General features: G+C 45.0%; 18 protein-coding genes and 1 pseudogene. 12 read left to right on the top strand and 7 right to left on the bottom strand.

The window, feature by feature from the left end; translation table 11 throughout:
- Positions 1-147: 147 nt before the first annotated feature.
- The 12 genes and pseudogenes from flgB to FS818_RS00100 all read left to right on the top strand — a co-directional run bounded on the left by flgB (position 148) and on the right by FS818_RS00100 (position 11,443).
- Positions 148-558, top strand: coding sequence for a flagellar basal body rod protein FlgB (gene flgB, locus FS818_RS00160; RefSeq protein WP_145328516.1), 411 nt, complete (start codon positions 148-150; stop codon positions 556-558).
- Between the two features lie 71 nt (positions 559-629).
- Positions 630-1,993, top strand: a pseudogene (locus FS818_RS00155) (IS3 family transposase).
- A gap of 710 nt (positions 1,994-2,703) precedes the next feature.
- A complete protein-coding gene (locus tag FS818_RS00150) occupies positions 2,704-3,534 on the top strand; it encodes a polymorphic toxin type 44 domain-containing protein (protein ID WP_145328514.1) in 831 nt (276 codons plus the stop codon).
- Positions 3,535-3,726: 192 nt separating this feature from the next.
- Positions 3,727-4,800, top strand: coding sequence for a GNAT family N-acetyltransferase (locus tag FS818_RS29455; protein ID WP_311278866.1), 1,074 nt, complete (start codon positions 3,727-3,729; stop codon positions 4,798-4,800).
- The gene (locus tag FS818_RS00135) at positions 4,797-5,672 is read left to right on the top strand and encodes a helix-turn-helix transcriptional regulator (RefSeq protein ID WP_145328512.1); all 876 of its coding nucleotides are present in this window, start codon (positions 4,797-4,799) and stop codon (positions 5,670-5,672) included. The genes FS818_RS29455 and FS818_RS00135 overlap by 4 nt, the downstream gene beginning before the upstream one ends.
- A 105-nt stretch (positions 5,673-5,777) precedes the next feature.
- Positions 5,778-6,323: an ankyrin repeat domain-containing protein gene (locus tag FS818_RS00130; RefSeq protein WP_145328510.1), complete on the top strand. Its 546-nt coding sequence runs from the start codon at positions 5,778-5,780 to the stop codon at positions 6,321-6,323.
- 286 nt (positions 6,324-6,609) lie between these two features.
- Positions 6,610-7,125, top strand: a complete 516-nt coding sequence (locus FS818_RS00125; protein ID WP_260989749.1) for a sigma-70 family RNA polymerase sigma factor — start codon at positions 6,610-6,612, stop codon at positions 7,123-7,125.
- Complete coding sequence (locus FS818_RS00120) at positions 7,122-8,465, top strand: DUF4179 domain-containing protein (protein ID WP_145328506.1); 1,344 nt, start codon at positions 7,122-7,124, stop codon at positions 8,463-8,465. The genes FS818_RS00125 and FS818_RS00120 overlap by 4 nt, the downstream gene beginning before the upstream one ends.
- A gap of 111 nt (positions 8,466-8,576) precedes the next feature.
- The gene (locus FS818_RS00115) at positions 8,577-9,620 is read left to right on the top strand and encodes a S66 family peptidase (protein WP_145328503.1); all 1,044 of its coding nucleotides are present in this window, start codon (positions 8,577-8,579) and stop codon (positions 9,618-9,620) included.
- 68 nt (positions 9,621-9,688) lie between these two features.
- Positions 9,689-9,994, top strand: coding sequence for a hypothetical protein (locus FS818_RS00110; protein ID WP_145328501.1), 306 nt, complete (start codon positions 9,689-9,691; stop codon positions 9,992-9,994).
- A gap of 192 nt (positions 9,995-10,186) precedes the next feature.
- A complete protein-coding gene (locus tag FS818_RS00105) occupies positions 10,187-10,966 on the top strand; it encodes a threonine/serine exporter family protein (RefSeq protein ID WP_145328499.1) in 780 nt (259 codons plus the stop codon).
- 18 nt (positions 10,967-10,984) lie between these two features.
- Positions 10,985-11,443, top strand: a complete 459-nt coding sequence (locus FS818_RS00100) for a threonine/serine exporter family protein (protein ID WP_145328497.1) — start codon at positions 10,985-10,987, stop codon at positions 11,441-11,443.
- A gap of 139 nt (positions 11,444-11,582) precedes the next feature.
- Here the strand turns inward: FS818_RS00100 and FS818_RS00095 are convergent, their stop codons facing one another.
- The 7 genes from FS818_RS00095 to FS818_RS00065 form a co-directional block, all read right to left on the bottom strand.
- Complete coding sequence (locus FS818_RS00095) at positions 11,583-12,128, bottom strand: DUF2569 family protein (protein WP_186375379.1); 546 nt, start codon at positions 12,126-12,128, stop codon at positions 11,583-11,585.
- Between the two features lie 126 nt (positions 12,129-12,254).
- Positions 12,255-14,132: a transglycosylase domain-containing protein gene (locus FS818_RS00090; RefSeq protein ID WP_145328493.1), complete on the bottom strand. Its 1,878-nt coding sequence runs from the start codon at positions 14,130-14,132 to the stop codon at positions 12,255-12,257.
- Positions 14,126-14,566 (bottom strand): HAMP domain-containing protein, encoded by a 441-nt coding sequence (locus FS818_RS00085; RefSeq protein WP_145328491.1) that lies wholly within the window; start codon positions 14,564-14,566, stop codon positions 14,126-14,128. The genes FS818_RS00090 and FS818_RS00085 overlap by 7 nt, the downstream gene beginning before the upstream one ends.
- Positions 14,567-14,706: 140 nt before the next feature.
- Positions 14,707-15,840 (bottom strand): sensor histidine kinase, encoded by a 1,134-nt coding sequence (locus tag FS818_RS00080; RefSeq protein ID WP_145328489.1) that lies wholly within the window; start codon positions 15,838-15,840, stop codon positions 14,707-14,709.
- Positions 15,841-15,870: 30 nt separating this feature from the next.
- Entirely contained in the window at positions 15,871-16,575 is a 705-nt protein-coding gene (locus FS818_RS00075) for a response regulator transcription factor (RefSeq protein ID WP_145328487.1), read from the bottom strand.
- A 67-nt stretch (positions 16,576-16,642) separates the two neighbouring features.
- Positions 16,643-17,602 (bottom strand): phosphotransferase family protein, encoded by a 960-nt coding sequence (locus tag FS818_RS00070; protein ID WP_260984452.1) that lies wholly within the window; start codon positions 17,600-17,602, stop codon positions 16,643-16,645.
- Between the two features lie 140 nt (positions 17,603-17,742).
- Positions 17,743-18,201 carry a DinB family protein gene (locus FS818_RS00065; protein ID WP_145328483.1) on the bottom strand — a complete coding sequence of 153 codons (459 nt, stop codon included), beginning with the start codon at positions 18,199-18,201 and terminating at the stop codon, positions 17,743-17,745.
- Between the last annotated feature and the right edge of the window lie 222 nt (positions 18,202-18,423).

Below are 18,423 nucleotides of genomic sequence, written 5' to 3'. Positions count from 1 at the left end.
GGTCAATTGCTTGTCTTTATTGTTGTTTATTTCGGCCGTAACTGCGAGTTCATCCGTCATATGTTACTTTGAACAGATTGACAGTGTGTGGGCAGATTTCTTAAAATAGAGGGAACTGCATTCGATGCGGTAAAGGAGGATTAGGGCATGATTGAAACGAATACAACCAAGCGCAATGAATCCCTTTTGCAAGCCTTAAACGCACGGCATGCAGCGATAACGAACAATATCGCTAACGCAGACACACCCAACTACAAAAAGACAACCGTTGAGTTTCAAGACGAGCTGAGACGTATCATCGAGAACGGTCAATCCGGACAGCTTAGGATGCAGCGGACACATGAGAAACATTTTCCCGTCAGCGATCCGAATGCCTCCGTCGTTCAGTACCGGGTGATGCAGAACAACGAAACAGCCATGAACAATAACAACAACAATGTAGATATTGACCGGGAGATGGCTATGCTTTCCGAGAATCAACTCTTGTATAACTACATGGCTGACCGAGTCAGCGGACATTACAAAAAAATGAAAAATTTATTGAATGATTTAAAATAAAAAGCTTATACTAGCAGTGAACTGCACCCCAATTGTTAGACAAAACTACCAATTGTAGGTGCAGTTTTTTTATGACTAAATTCAGTTCGGATGAAAAGGTACAAGCCGTTATACGTTATGAAAAGGGATCAGAAAGCTTGAAAAGCATTGCAAAATCGATCGGGATTCACCGTTCTGTCTTTTCAAACTGGATTAAACAATATGAGCCTCACGGTGAAAAAGCTTTTATAAAGTGCTATAGGCTATACATCATATCCTACTCAGATTAAACTAGACGTATTTCATTATATGAACGAATTTGGGACGTCTGTTAGAGAAACGGCTGCTATATTTAATATTCCTAAAGCCATAGTACTCTTTTAAGTTGGCAAAAAAAGCCTGGAATTACAAGGGATAGACGCCCTTCAACCAAAGAAAAAGGGGCGCTCATCCCATGAAAAAAGGATCTAAAGCACAGAAGGATCAAACGCTGGTAGAAGGATCTATAGAGGCTTTACAAGCAGAGGTAGAACGTTTGAAAATGGAGAATGCTTATTTAAAGAAGTTGAATGCCTTAGTTTGAAACAAGGAAAAATCACCAAACAAGACAAAGCGCAAGTAGTCTATGAACTAAGGAACGAATTTTCGGTGAAAGCACTTCTACAGCTAGCAGATATCCCTCGTCGCACGTATTATTACGTCGTAAAAGCGTTGGGTACGGTAGACAAGGATTTAGAGCTAAAAGACATGATACAAGCGATTTATAAGGAGCATGAGGGACGTTATGGTTATCGTTGTATTCACGATGAGTTAACCAATCGTGGACACCGTGTGAATCATAAACAGGTACAGCGTTTGATGAACGTATTGGGATTAAAAGGATTGGTACGTATGAAGAAATATCGTTCGTATAAAGGGACAATTGGCAAGGTTGCACCGAACCTATTAAAACGCAATTTCCACGCTGAAAGGCCAAACGAGAAGTGGGTTACGGACATTACAGAGTTTAAATTGTTCGGAGAAAAACTATATTTATCTCCCATACTTGATTTGTATAACGGAGAAATTATTACATATACGAGGGTTCAAGACCGGTCTACTCGCTTGTTTCCACGATGTCAGATCAAGCATTTTGCAGTTTAACAACAGAAGATAAACTCCTTTATTCGGATCAGGGCTCGCACTACCAGATGAGACCCTATCGTCATGCCCTTGAAAAACGTGGCATCAGGCAAAGTATGTCCCGTAAAGGGAACTGTTACGATAACGCCGTCATGGAGAACTTCTTTGGCATCATGAAATCTGAGTTCTTGTATTTAAAATAGTTTGAAAATATCTCACATTTTGAACAAGAACTATCCAAATACATCGATTATTACAACAACAAACGCATTAAGGAAAACTAAAAGGCATGAGTCCGGTACGCTACCGGATTCATGCCCAGCAAGTTGCTTAAAGATGTAATCTGTCTAACTTTACGGGGTAACTTCACAGCTCTTGTGGCTGTTTTTTTGTATAGAAATGTCCTGTCCTTTCGACCCTCGGCTCGATTTTAATAATAAAAATTCACAAGTTATTTTATAAGATCAAGCATATCACTTTTTTTTGTAAGAGGTAGAAACACCGATAATGAAAGCCAGAATGATAGGCAATAAAACATAAGATAATATAAGTAATATACCTGTTCCTGGGGAAGGTCTGTCCCCCGATACTGTAATAGGAATCGTAAAATTATTAATGATAATAAGAACAATATAGAACGGAATCCATGAGACCGTTGGAATATATTTAAATTTTTCATTATGTAACATTCTTTTCGTTATGAAATAGAACAACACCACAAATGAAACCAAAAGCAAAATACTAATAACACTTATTAAAAGTGACATTGTGTTATTTGACCAACCCGTTAATCTTGTGATCCGGTAATAGTTTAGTTGTGGTAGGTAGAATAAATATAGAAAAATAGCACTTGGAATACTACATAATATTATTTTATTTATACGATTCATAGTCTCACTCCCACATTGTTTCCCTTTTTGATATAATATAAAACAATTATAGATTGTTCAAGATAAATACTAGATTAAAATCTATAATAGGGTTTACTTTCCTTTATTAACCTATTAATATAGAATTATATTACAATTTAGGAGGTTAAATACTTTGAAATTTTTTGGTAAGATTCTCTCCATTGTTTCCCTATCAGCTCTGGTAATTTCAAGTGTAGCGTCTGCAAGCGTTAATCCGAGTTCTCCGCCAACGACTGAAGGTGATTTAAATTCCTTAAAGGGTGTACACCAATATGTGGTTGAGCACGGTTACGCTTCTCTAAATCCAGATGGAACCATTTCGGTTAACACGAATGCAATTGCTCCTGTAGTTGAACCGAATCTACTGAATCAGTACATAAAAAGTTTAGATGGATCAAACGATGTCATCTTAGCGACTGGAGATGCGATTAAATTTGACGAAAATTTTGAGCTCCAAGTAGGTACTCAAGAAGAAATTATCGAAAGTGTTACCAAAGTAGATCAAATGAATAGTGTTTCTAATGATTCTGTGATCTCGATTATGAGTGATCCAGATACCCCTCCATATTTAAACGCATATTATATGGCCAATCAAAATAGAAACACTGTAAAGAACTATTACGATAGTTTAAATAGTAGCATTTGGGTAAACGCTCGCGATGCATACACCGCTACAGTAGGCATGTGGGTGGCAAAAGTTCAACCAGGCGGCGTGTGGGATTATAAGTCAGTTCCTTATTATTACCCAGCCAGAAAATTATGGACTGCAAGAGTTAAAAACGGTACTGAGTTAAGAACTTCTGAATGGTTTGGTAACTATAACTACGGATTTACAGGGAAAGAACTTTTTAACTTGCCTACTCTTTTAACAGCTGGTGATGCTGTAGGATTGGGTACAAGCTTTAGACTTGATGATGATAATGATAAAAATGCGGTTAGACAAGGTTACAATGAATCTCCTTAAGTGTTCCGTGTAAAGTCCACTATGACTCCTTATAGAAGCTGCTACCTTGTATTTCACAGGCAGCAGCTTCTTTTACTACCACAAACCTTCCCCCCTCTTTCATCTCCATGCCTCTTAATCCACACTGGAAGTTCGGTATTTATTAGGGCTGTAGTATAATGGGATAAGCGAATAAATAAAAAGAGGTGCAACATGACTCGTCAATATAATGCGTTTCAAGGCTCTAAAGTCAGACTCACGGCACCCTGTCCCGAAGACCGCGTGCAAATCGCACATTTTACACAAAACTACGAATATATGCGCAACATGGATACAGATATTGTGACGCCACAAACATCCGATGAGACCGGATCTTCATCCGTTCGGAACGGTCAAGATTTTGAATTTGCCCTTCGCACGTTGGAAGACAATCGTTTTCTCGGATTTGTTGCCATCTATCGATTGGAATGGAATAACCGCTCCGCACAACTAGCTATCGGCATTGGTGAAGAACGAGATCGTGGCAAAGGTTATGGCAGTGACGCTCTTGCGTTGATTTTGCGATATGCATTCCATGAATTGAACCTGAATCGGATTGCTCTTGACGTGATTGAATACAACGAAGCCGCAATACGGGCATATCTCAAGGCCGGATTCCGCGAGGAAGGCCGGCATCGTGCTGCTGTTCTTCGAGATGGTACACAGTACGATCTGATCTCGATGAGCATTCTGGCAATGGATTGGTCTGCTCAGACTGGATATCCCGTTTCGTTTCAGCCAGGGTCTAGTTCGGGTAGTGCAAGTGTTTCCCCTTCGGCAGGCTCTACTACTGTTGGTAGCATGGCGGTCGAGGCCACTCCCCGGATCGGCGTAGGTGCAGTGATCCTTAATGAACGAAATGAAGTGCTCTTGGTTTGGCGTAATCGTGCGCCCGAACAGCACACTTGGAGTATTCCCGGCGGAACAGTCGATGCGTATGAAACGTTGAGAATCGCGGTAGAACGTGAGATAAAGAAAGAAGTGCATCTGGATATTGTCATTGAGAGCTTACTTGGCACTGCCGAGACGATTTATCCCAAGCATCAGGAACATTCAATTACTCTTCTTTACGCCACAAGAGTAATCGAAGGGGTTGCTCGTAATCCGGAAGAAGGCGGAGCGATCGGTGATATCGGTTGGTTCCCGCTCCATGCGCTGCCTTCCCCACTCGCCAGCTTTGCCATCCCGGCATTGAAAGCAGCGAAGCAGCAATATACACAGAAACATGATACCGACATCTCACAATGAACACCTATACGGGAAATACGTTAACGCAACGCACCGTTCCTTTCATACTACATGAGTCAAGATCCCGGTTTGACTGGAAAGGTCAAGGTGCCCTTTCCCTGAAAACGTTCCGTTACGGAACATCATTATACGAAGCGGGTCATGGACATTTTGCAGTCGATCAGGACAGATATTTGCTTTTGAACGAAGGACAGGAATATCAGCTACATATTGATTCACCTGTTCCTGTTGAATCGTTTTGCATCTTCTTCCCTTCGGGTCTGGTGGAAGAGATCGGTCGGAATATCTCAGGAAGTAACCGCTATCTCTTGGATGAGCCTTATGCCACATCTTCCCTTGGTACACTTGACTGGATGGAACGAACATATCCCATGACCGATCAACTAGGAGTTGCGCTTGAGCGATTGCGCTCCTCCTATGCCTCTCAGGCCGTAGATGTATGGGGGCTAGAGGAACAACTGTATCAACTGGGCGTGCATATGCTTGTTTTGCACCGGGATATTCGGTCGGAAATCGACAGCCTGGATATGGTGAAATCTTCAACCCGAAACGAGATATATCGAAGAATCTATATCGCACACGAGTACATGACAGCCTACTATAATAAACCTATCACGCTTGCGGAAACTGCCTCAGCCGCGCATCTGTCCGTAAATCATTTTCTTCGCAGTTATAAAAAGGTATTCGGCATATCGCCACATCAATTTTTGACGGAACGCAGACTTCAGGCTGCCTGTCAGTTGTTATCCAATTCGGATCTCCCTGTTACAGAAATCTGTTACAACGTCGGTTTTGAGAGCCTTGGCTCGTTCAGCTCCCTTTTCTCCAGACGATTTAAACACTCCCCTGCACAGCATCGCATAAAAAGGTGATTTTCGAGAAGCACCGCCCGTGTGAACGATCTATCATGAAGTTAGCTCCAAACGAGCTTATGCCATATTCCCTGTGTGTACAGATACGAAAGAGGAGGTTCACAGATGAAAGACACAGATCAGAATACAGAGCAGCTAGAACCATTGGAACAGTTATTTGAAGCTGCACAGCAGAATGATGTGGAAAAAATAAAGTTCCTTCTTGCCGTACAACCAGAAATGGCCAACACGGAAAACAAGGATGGATTGACGCCCCTCGGATATGCCGCACATTTTGGAAGCACGGAGAGCGTACATGCCCTTATTGAACACGGTGCGGATGTGAATGCGATCTCTCATTCCCTTATCTCCTTCATTCCCTGCAACACAGCCCTACACGCCGCACTGGCCGGAGAGCGTTCAGTGGAAGTGATTAAGCTATTGCTGGAACATGGCGCATCCACGAGCATCCTTGACAGTGACGGACAGCAAGCCCTTCACACGGCTGCCTTTCATACCGATCAGACAGCCATTATAGACTTGTTGCTTGAATATAGAGCCGATGTCAAAGCACCTAACACATCCGGCGAAATCGCGCAAGACATTGCGAAGCAACGTGGTCATACCTCTGTCACTGCTCGTCTGGAGCAAGCGATGGCGAAGCTATCCTAAGTGGGATAGATATAAGCCGCTATAACGATGTGAATCCGTACTATACTTGGGACTCATGCTACACTTGTGACTCGGTACTGTACCTAAAAGGCTATTCGGGGTCATACTTGTAACCGTCAGAATCTTCTTGGGGCCGTAAAGCTCGTGGGAGGGCTGACGGTTTTTGCTGTATAATGCATTGAACTTTCTGAAGATCAACATGCACAACATTTTTTTCAAAAAAACAAGAACCGTTCGGCAACTTTCTCTGTCTAATACGAAACAACATAAGCAAAGGAGGAGCCTTGTGACCCCTACCGAACTTACGCGAGCTGCACAAAAAGGGGATGCTGCAGCGTTTGCAGCCTTAATGGAGATGCATCAGAGCCGCCTGTACCGGATCGCCTATGCGTATCTGCATAATGAGGGCGATGCACTGGAAGCCATACAGGAAGCAACCTACCGCGCATACCGCAAACTCAAAAAGCTGAAAGAACCTACCTATTTCAGTACATGGCTAATCCGCATCCTTCTGAACTACTGTGCAGATGAACGCAAACGCAAAATCCGGTTCAGTCCCGTAACCGAGATCCGTGAATCCGGCCGCTGGGATCATCCCGAAGATCCGGATCTTGCCGCTGCGGTAGCTGCACTTGAACCGGAATACAAACAAATTATTATTCTGAGTTATTTCGAAGGTTTCTCGTTAACTGAAGTCGCTGACATTCTCGAAATTCCGGCAGGCACGGTCAAATCACGACTGCACCGCGCGCTTGGCAAGCTCCGGGATCAACTTGAACCGAAAGGAGAGCTCTTATCATGACCGACGAACAAAATCCGTTCGAAGCTTTGGAGACACGTCTTCAAGCACGCAAAGCCGAATACGATACGATGCCCGTACCGGATACAGCAACTTCCCGAGCTGTACAGGCCGGGATTCAACAAGCTTCCCGTAAACGAAAAACCAGATTACGCTGGCTGACCAGCTCCATCTCCGCAGCAGCCCTGATTTTATTGTTCACTGGCTGTATTCGGGTATCCCCTGCCTTTGCGTCCTTTGTCGAGCAACTGCCTGGAATGGAAGGCGTCGTCAATCTGATCCGGCAAGACAAAGGATTGATGATGGCGATTGATCAGTCCCTGTTGCAAAAAGTCGGGATCACCGACGAGCATGACGGGGGTTCCTTAACCGTGGAGGGCATTATTACAGACGACTCACGTATGGTTATTTTTTATAAGATGAAAGGCATGAAAGATATTGTGAAAAACGATTATGATATTGATCTCCTTGATGGCAAAGGCAAACATCTCCCGGTTGCATTTAGCTATGCTTCACCTAAACCTGCATCCGACTCGGATGATCAAGTATATGAAAACTTTGTTGACGTCATCTTTACCGACAAAGCCCCCCCTCCGGATGTGTTAACGGTGGTATTCAAATCGAGAGACAAAGCCCATCCGGGGGTGTGGAAAGTAACGATGCCAGTCGATAAAAATTTAACCAAAGGCATGAAAAGGGTCATCCCTGTAAACGAAACCTTAGTTGTCGATGGACAACGTATTCAGGTAAAACAGGCCACCATGTATCCAACCCGATTGGTGCTTGACGTGCAGATGGACCCAAACAACAATAAAAAAATCTTCGGTCTCAGCGATCTGCAACTCGTGGATGAACAAGGACGTGCCTGGAGAACCGACACCACCATCGGGGAAGATACACGTTCCATTTATTTTGAAAGCATGTATTTCTCCAAACCTAAAAAGCTGACCTTACAAGGCTCCGGATTCTCAGGTCTTGATAAAAAAGAGCTTGATTTCAGCCTCGACCTGAAAACACGTGAGATTACTGGCGGTCCCTCCGGTCTACAGATGCTTGACAGCAAAGTAGAAGGCAAAGATCTCATTGTTGATTTCTCTGTTCCTGACAGCATGGAAGATAGCTTCGTACTCGCTTTCAGTAAAGTGAAAGACAGTACGGGTAAAACTTACCAAACCCCTGGTGCAAGCTGGAGTCCGGGTTATGGAAAAGATCAGGATCACACCACGGTTTCAGTCACCATCGAACATGGTGCACAATTACAGGGTGAACTTCAGATGAAAATTGCTACCTATCCGTCAAAAGTAACGTCATCCTTCTCACTCGAAATCCCTGTAAACCCTTGATGCATAACCAACAAAAGGCTGTCTTTTGCCAAACTTTCCTATATAATGATGGAAATATTATGAAGTCATATCATGAGCAACTTCAGCTCAAGTAGGAAAGGTGTGTTATATATGAAGCCGCGTTCCATCCGTTATCCGCAGCCACTCGTGAAGGGCGATACCATTGGTGTAGCCGCGCCGTCCAGTGGTGTAGGCGAATCTATGCATCGTCATTTGGAAGACAGCAAACACCATATCGAGCGTCTCGGCTTCAACATTAAGGAAAGTCCTTCCCTGCGTAACAATTCCAAATGTGTGAGTGCTCCCAAAGAATCTCGCGCGGCAGAACTGAACGCATTTATGCTTGATCCCGGGATACAGGCCGTCATTCCTCCATGGGGCGGAGAGTTTCTGATGGATATTCTGCCGCTGCTGGACTGGGAAGCAATGAAGAAGTCACCGCCCAAATGGGTGCTCGGCTACTCCGATATCAGTACATTCTTGTTTGCCTATACGTTGTTAACCGGATCTGCCTCAGCTCATGGCACAAATTATGTTGATCTTCGGACAAATGAATTAGATCCGGTCACGGTGCGCTGGCTTGATGTGCTGCAAACGAGAGCTGACGAAGAGATCACACAAGTATCTTCTACCCATTATCAATCCAAATGGGATATGGAACTGCCTGGATTCAATCTGGATACGCCTTCTCGCTGGAAGCAGCTTGGAGAAACCAAAGCACTGAATGACTCTGTTCGCTTCTCGGGAAGGTTAATCGGAGGCTGTATGGACACAATCACCTGCCTGATCGGCACTCCTTTTGCACCGGTAGAAGACTATCTGCATCAATACTGCACTGACGAAGGAACGATCTGGTATCTGGAAAGCTGTGAGATGAATGCAAGTGATATCTATCGCCGCCTGTGGCAGATGAGACAAGCCGGCTGGTTTGCCGGGGCGAACGGTTTTCTGTTTGGACGACCTGCCGGTTATTCGGACACAGACGATTTTACGTTTACCGATGCCCTCTCTTCTGCGCTTGGCGATCTGAACGTGCCTGTGCTGTATGATGTAGACTTGGGTCACATTCCGCCACAGATGACATTTGTTAATGGCGCACTGGGTCAGGTCAGTTACGAAAGCGGACGTGGATCTCTGCACATGACCTATGTGTAATCACCTTTTGTAGGCAGATGCATACCTTGAAGTAAGAAGCATTTTATTTCGAGGAAGGGTTGTGCATCATGTCTGAATCACCATCCACACCAACCACTCGTGTTGTATATCAGGCCAATCAACCGATGTTGCAATCCGTGCAAAATGTGCGGAACATGCTTCATCATACGGCTCGTCAGCATATCGGCAAGAAAGTGCAAGTTCAGAACATCGATGGTCAGGTCTGGGAAGGGGTCATTATTAGTGCCGACCGCGGAATTCTGTACCTTCAAGTGACACCAATGCATGGTTATCCTGAACCACGTGCTTTGTTTGGCCCCACAATTTTACCGCTAGTGCTGTATGAATTGCTCGTCATCACCTTGTTAATGTAAGCCAAAAAGCTTCGTCTCTTTCCTTTCGGGGATCGGACGAAGCTTTTTATTACATGTCCGGGATTGCTTATGAGCGTGTGAAATATGATACAATGGTGTCGGTGCCACGCCTTATTTCATATGAAACGGAGTTTGATCCGGTTGGAATACATACGTCATGACCCCTCTTCTCCTGTTGAATCCCAACCGGAGATGCGTAACAAAAGTCAACAACCTGTTACTGAACCGTCTGAGCAATCCCAAGTCATCGCCATCTGTCTGCTTGCTGGCAAAATCATGCTGCAAAGCGGCGGTGAAACGTACCGCGTTGAAGATACGATGAAGCGGATGGCCGCTGCCTTGGGGCTGCCACATTCACATAGTTATGTGGTGCCCACGGGCATCTTTTTCTCGGTGAATGCAACTGAACCCGCGAAGCTGATTCGCATCTCGGAGCGCACAACAGATCTCGATAAAGTATCTGAAGTCAACGCAGTCTCGCGCCGTATCGGACAAGGGCAACTGACCGTTCAGGAAGCCCATGACCTGCTACTGGAGATCGAACGAAAACCTTCTGGTTATTCGTATGCTGTCCAGCTAGGGGCCGCTGCGTTATCCAGTGCCTGTTTTACCATTATGTTCGGCGGAGGCTGGGGAGATTTTCTTCCTGCACTACTCTGCGGCGGAATCGGTTACGCGGCGGTCATTCTTTTTCACCGCTGGGTCCGTGTTAAATTTTTTGCCGAGCTCACAGCTTCCTTTGTCATCGGCATGCTCGCCTTTCTCCTCGTGTATGTGGGTGCAGGCTTTGAGCGGGACAAAATCATTATCGGTTCTGTCATGCCGCTCGTGCCAGGACTGCTCATTACCAATGCGGTGCGCGACCTGATGGCTGGACATCTAGTATCCGGCTTATCCAAGGGTGCCGAAGCTTTTCTGACCGCTTTTGCCATCGGTACAGGTATTGCTGTTGTATTTTCACTTTTGATGTAAGACGGAGGGTTGCAAGAAATGCTCCATTTTATAGGACAAGCTTTAACCAGCTTCATTGCTTCAGCCGCGTTTGGCATTATCTTTAACGCGCCAAGACGGATGCTGCTTCACGGTGGATTTGTCGGTATGATTGGCTGGATTATCTATATTGTGCTGGAGTATGCAGCAGATGCTGTTCCGGCTACCTTGGCTGCAACAATTGCTGTTGGTGTCATCAGTCAGTTATTTTCTCGTATGTTCCGGGCACCTGTCATTATTTTTAGCGTGGCAGGTATCATTCCTCTCGTGCCGGGAGGGCTGGCGTATAATGCGATGCGTAGTTTTGTACAAAATGACTACAGTGCTGCCATGGAGATGGCCGCCAAAGCTCTTATGTTATCGGGTGCTATCGCTGTAGGACTTGTCCTGTCCGAGGTATTAAACCAGATGATTCAAAGCCTTTCCCGTTCAAGTCGCTTCAAGTCCGCTTCCAAATAAACCACCCAACGGAAGGTTGCTGGCAAGCAAAAAAAGCCCATGGTCTGCAAGCTGGAGTTTTGACTTAGCTCCGTTCTTGCAGGCTATGGGTCTTTTCGTGTTTTGAATCAAATCATCATGAGAACATTCCCGATCTCGTTTACTTGATAAACGTATTTTTTACGCGTACCGACTTCAGAAAATACGGGATAAAAATACAGCACGTCAGCAGTGAGCGAATGATCAGGTTAAACGCAGGAGTCGCATCCAGCACATGTTCTTCCCTGCCTACCTCGTTTTGAGCAATAAGAATCCAGGTAACCACACCGATCACCAGATTGACAACGTACTGTATAATCATCAAGCGTGGGAACAGCCGCTTTCTTCGATACAACAGAACTAGATTCACTACAACGAGCACGACCAGAAAGACACTGCTGATGAATCCAAACCACAGAAGCGGCCTTATGACTTCTGCATACAGCTGCGGGTCGATGCCCCGACTTCCTTCCCATCGTGCTGGATCCATGATTACGGCAACCTGTGAAATATCCGAGAGTAAAAATACCAGTGAAGCCCAAAGACTAATCTGAATTAAAATCAACCAGCCGCCCAAACCCGAAATACCTGGAAGTTCAGGCCGGATGCCGCTTTTGGATGAGAACATATCTAATTCTTCATCTTGCTTACCATATGAACTATTCATGATGCCCTCCTTATAAAAATATAAGAGCATCCTATTATAACTTAATATCCGTATGTTTTGTTATAAAAAGGAGAATATGATCTGATAGACCCAGCCCCGACTACTCACTTAGCTTTCCCTTTCCCTTTATTGCTTGCTACGTTTCATCACCGTTCCAAACAACTCCGCCGCGGTTCCGCTTCCTGACTTTAAGTAATGTTTCGCATCTGTATAATCAAATCCCATCCACACGACCCCCGTCCAGTTCCTTGTATATCCGGCAAACCAGATATCCCGATTTGCTCGCTCAGGCGCATTCGACAGCGCCACCTGTGTCGTACCCGTTTTACCAGCGACATGATCATCAGGCAACCGGGCACGCTTTCCTGTTCCTTGGCTCACGACAAGCTGCAACATGTTCGTTATTTCTTGAGCCGTTCGCCTCGTGATGACTTGTTTGTTTTCTGAACGATGGGTATAGATAACTTGCCCCCGAGTATCCGTTATTTCGCGGATGAGGTGTGCACGGTTGAACCTCCCTTCATTAGCAAAAACAGCATATGCCTGCGCAACCTTGAGCGGCGAGACGCCTTGATGAAGCCCCCCAAGGGCAACGGACAGATTCATATCTTCATCCTGTAGTTGAATTCCCAATCGCTGAGCGAACCCTTTAGCCTGCTTCAACCCGATTTCGTGCAGCAACCAAACCGCAGGCGCATTGATTGATTTTTGCAGAGCCTCCGACAAGGATACCGTACCTCTGTACCTCCCTCCCACATTGCCCGGCTGGTAATTCCCGTAACGCGTAGGTCGGTCAGGGAGCATACTTGCTGTCCCGAATTGCCCGGACTCCAATGCAGGGCCATAGACAATTACGGGTTTTAATACCGATCCAGGCTGCCTTGCATCCTTCAAAGCACGGTTCATATCTCCCTTCACAGGATTTCGTCCGCCCATCATTCCTTTCACTTCGCCGTTATGTTGATCAAGAATAACCATACTGGCCTGTACCTGTTGATTTTCTCGGTCATCCGGAAACCAGACTTGCTCCGCGAATGTTTCCTCCATTGCCCGCTGTGCACTTGCATTCAAGCCTGTTCGAATGATCCATCCTGCGGAACGAATCTCGGCTTCACCCTTGCCAGTGAGAAGTGAAGCCTCCTGCATGACTGCATCCAATGCAGATATATAGGAAGGCTTCTCCATTTGAGACTTATGTGCCGTTGACAGGCTCGCCATATTTGGAGGAGGAGCTTGGTATTCAACAGCTGCGGCCTCCTGCATCTGTTTGCTCGTAATGATTCCCTGTTCGTGCATCATGGAGAGAACGACACTACGTCGCTCTTTGGAAAGATTCTCGTTATCCACCGGATTGTATATAGACGGCCCCTTGGGAATACCGGCGAGTGTCGCGATCTGCCAAAGTTTTAATCGTTTCAAATCTTCCACACCGAAATAACGCCAAGCCGCTGCCTTGACCCCATACTGCTGGCGTCCCATGTAAATCTGGTTCAGATACATTTCCAGGATTTCGTCCTTCGAATACTTCGTTTCCATCTCGATCGCAATGGATAACTCGTTTATTTTACGAATGAAGTTCTTATTGCCGTTCAGGTACAGATTTCTAGCCAATTGCTGTGTGATCGAGCTTCCGCCCTGACTCCAATTCATATGTAGTATATTTTCTACCATTGCCCTGCCAACACCAATGACGTCCAGACCCGCATGCCGGTAGAAACGCCGATCCTCGGTTACTAAAAAGGCCTGTTTTAACATGTCCGGCATTTCTTGCAGATCGGCATGAGCCATATATCCTCCGTTTCGTGCCGTCAACCTGATGATCTCTTGTCCAGCCTCATCCAGAATGACGGTTGATGAAACGTGCTTCATAACTTCAGGTTGATGACGCATAACCATTTTTCCATACGAAAACAAATAGACGTACAGCAGCACCAGTAGAACCGCTACAATAACAGCAACATCATACAGTCGATAGATCGAACGTTTGATCTTCATATTTAACATGATGATTCCCCGGACTTCCCCTTCATTCCAGAGCTATCTTTATTCGCTGCGAGCTCCGCAATCGCATTGATCTGATCACTCAATTGCCTCAGTTCACCACCACTTAACACCTGAATTGGTGCAGGATTCCGGCCATTAGCAAGTTCATGGGTTCCCCGCACAAGGGCTTGCATGTCTTCGCTTATTTTCTGGGAACGAATCCAGAAAAATAAAAGAAACAAACCTCCGCCTATAAGCAACCCGATCGGTTTCTTCCCTACATGATTAATGCACCAATGTACCAGATGGGTAAACCAGGTAGCCTCATGGAACAACAAACGATAAGCTAATCTCATGATCTGGTACATAACAAAAAGAAGCACGATGCTGAGAACCGCGCTTGCTCCGCAAATATAGATGTATTTCATTCGAACGGTATTAAATCTCGAACTCATCTTCGGTATCCTCCTCATACTTCAAACGGATTGATAGAGGTAGCATACCGAATAGTTCTTAAAGAAGCTTTGTTAACTTCTTATCAAATTCTTAATTTATAGATCCAAAACTTAATAGGAGAGGTATGATATGAAACATTCTACTCTTCCAATGGCGTATGGACGGGTGGTTTTATGGCTGGAAAACGGGTAACAAAATCCGTCCTACCCTGATCGCTATAAGCCGCAATCTGCCCCTGATGCAGTTCTATCATGGATTTGGCAATGGCAAGTCCCAATCCTGTGCCCCCTGTATCACGAGAACGTGATTTATCGACCCGGTAGAAGCGTTCAAACAGATGTGGCAAGTCCTGAGCGGGGATCGGTTCCCCGTAATTGCTGATACGTACCACCGCTTCTTCCTCATCAAGAACAAGGCCAATTTCCATTATTTTGCCCTTCGCACCATATCGAATCGCATTGCTGAACAAGTTTTCATAGGCTCTAACAAGTTCTCCCGGAGCAGCCTGAATCCATAATGGCTTTTGGCCTCCAACGATCGTATAAGTCATGCCTGCTTCTTCAAGCATTGGAGCGAATTCTTCGGCGAGTTGCATAAGGAATGGGGTCAGATTCAGTGGTCTTAAAGACAACGGCAGACTTCCGCCGCTGACTCGAGTATATTCAAACAAATCATCAATGAGCTTGCGCAACGTCAGAGATTTCTCATAAGCGATACTGACGTAATAACGCATTTCTAATTCATCCTGATACCGATCCTTCTCGATATACTCCAGAAATCCAAGAATCGAGGTTAAGGGTGTCCTCAAATCATGCGAGATGCCTGTAATCAGATCATTTTTGGCTGCAACTGCACTCCGTTCTTCCTGAAGAGAGCGCTGGAGTTGTTCAGCCATCTGATTGATACTCGCCGCGACCACACCAAACTCATCGGAAGTCTTCACCTGAATCCGATGTGACAGTTCTCCTTTGGCAACTTCCTGAATCCCCGCCGTGATCTCATCCAGCACAACCATCACTTTACGGGTGAACAGAAAGAAAAACAGCACAAAACTGATGATTCCTACAGCAATCATCAGCGGAACAGAGCCAATATGATTCACTAGCCAGCGAACCACTTGGCCCGGAATCGTGTAATTCGGATATCGCTGATTTTCCAGAATCGTCTCGCCCACTTTGCCTGCCCCATACAATATCACGGCAGTCAACATGCCACTTAACAGAAATGCGTAAATAAACTTCCAGCGTACCGTATTAATCCATTTCGAATTCATGGTAGAAACTCCCTGCTTGTAACATATAACCTACATCGGTTTAATCATCTTGTACCCGACGCCCCATACGGTCTGAATGAACTTTGGATGTTTACTGTCATGCTCAATCTTCTCACGAAGTTTACGAATGTGTACCATGACCGTGTTGTTAGACTCCATGAAGTCTTCTTTCCAAACTTGTCGGTAAATCTGTTCCATACTAAGTACCGATCCTTGATGCCTTGCGAGCAGTTCGAGCACTGCAAATTCCCGGGGGGTAAGATGCACAGGTTTGTCATCCACCCACACTTCATGTGTATCCGTATTAATAATCAGATCATCAATGATCCATTCATGCTCCTTGCTTTCCCTGCCCCCATTAAACGTATGATACCTGCGAAGCTGGGATTTGGCTCTCGCTACAAGCTCAAGCGGATTGAACGGTTTGGTTAAATAATCATCAGCACCGATGCTTAAACCCGTAATTTTATCGATATCGGTACTTTTTGCTGACAACATGATAATCGGCATGTTCTGCTCTTCGCGAATTTTCATACAGGCTTCGATTCCGTCCATATTGGGCATCATGACGTCCAGAATAATGAGATCGATCTTCTCCGTCTTAAGCACCTCTAAAGCCTGTATTCCGTCTTTCGCTGTAAAAATCCGGTACCCTTCATTGCCAAAATAAATTTCCATCAATTTAATAATATCCTGCTCATCATCAACAAGCAGTAGAGATGCTGGTTGTGCCACGGCATAATTCCTTTCTGCTTCACAAGTGCTGCATCGGTTGAAACCGAGTATCTAAGCCATCTATCTGTTATCTGTACACAGTATACCACTTGGGAATCAACCTACGGAAATCATCGTGATCTTCGCGCACCTGTTCAATCTTCATCATCATCTGATCGGTTTCTTCCGGCTTCACGTTCTGAATCCACACCACTGAAGATACCAGTGCCATAGCCATATACAGTGAATACATGTTCCAGAAACCCTCATCCGGCTCGCGTCCGCCAAAGTATCCTTGTATCTGTCCAATGGAATACGGAGTACTGACCTCCGTAGCAAACAAACCCAGTTTCAAAAATTCATGCACAGGATCTCCTTGATCTGCTCGGTTAAAATCAATTACTCCAGCCAGTTCGCCCTTGTTTACCACCAGATTAGCGGGATGGAAGTCATCATGCTGAAAACCATCGGGACGTTCTTTCATCCATGCCAGATGATCCTCAATAAAATTCAAAATAGGTTGATCTCCCTCCATTACCACAGGGCATGCCTTGTATTGATCCGCGTAACGCCGATGCTTCTTACTCTTCCGTATATACCATGATTCGGTCCGTTTCTCTACAGGTAATCGATGAATACGCTTCAACTCGCCACCTGCTTGCAAGCCGATGGAATGTTGCTGTTGCTCACTCATTGAAGGTAATACCTCGGAAGCGTCTTCTCCCTCAATATAATTCAAAATCATATATCCATTATTTTCATCCATCCTGCCGATGCCAAGCGGTGTCGAGCAAAGAACCCCCATTTGCTTCAATGCTTCTAAAACATGAACCTCTTTTTGTTTACTATCTATATCTCGGTATGGAAAGATCCGCAACAATACATTCCCTTGGCCTGAAACAGCAATTTTGAACTTGTGATCCAGGGAATATCCTTTGGATATTCGTTCAATCTGTTTAGCATCCCGAAGTTGAGGAATCACTTTCACAAGCTCAAGTATTCCACGCTCAATTAAAGATAGATTCCCATTATGCTTGAATTCTACCAACTGTATCCCCCCCATTGTAGGTATGTGCCACAATCCAGCTCATTCCAAAGAACATCAGCATAGTTCCTGCTCACAAACCTTTGTACCCGGATGAACGCAATTTCCCCTTAACCTCGTATGTATTTATGATATGTATTCGTTTAGGCAAACATCGCCGTCTTCGGTTCTCTTCCCGTCAAGGTTAACATCGTATAAAGTTGGCCTCTGTGATGGTACATATGGCCCATCATTTCAAGCAGCCATTCCAGACGACTATAGGAAGCACCCCAATATGATACTGTTACGTGAAGCAATTCTTCCGTCGTAAACCGCATGTACCGCTGGTAGAGAAAGTTCCGATTCTCTATGAGTGCACACTTGATCTGGTCCAGGGAGCACATCTTGTTCTCTTCGTAAAACTGGTTCATCTCTTCCTCCGACGCCCCTTCGGATATGTACAGATCCGCACGGCATACTAGCGCCAGATGCGAAAGTAACTCCTTTACAGAACGCTTGCCCTCGATTGGAGTCAGGTCCAAATCTTCTTCATTTAATTGATCGCAAATATCAACTAAAGACGCAACCGCTGTATCGATATGTTTGAATACAGACTGGATCAACTCTACCACTTCCTTTTCATTCCATTATACAGAACATATGATCTCGTTTCAACCTATGTACTTCCTTTAACTATTTAAACACGCTGGCGCCTCTGATTAACATATGCGCACAAAAAAAGTCCCTCCTCCTTCTTTAGACGGGGATTCGGGACATTTTGTTACAGCTATTGAATAAATATTCACCTAATTTATGGAATGACAGTTGGCCTATGCATAAAAATG

The sequence above is a fragment of the Paenibacillus xylanexedens genome, assembly GCF_007680605.1.
Classification (GTDB): domain Bacteria; phylum Bacillota; class Bacilli; order Paenibacillales; family Paenibacillaceae; genus Paenibacillus; species Paenibacillus xylanexedens_B.
This window is presented reverse-complemented; position numbering and strand designations above follow the sequence as displayed.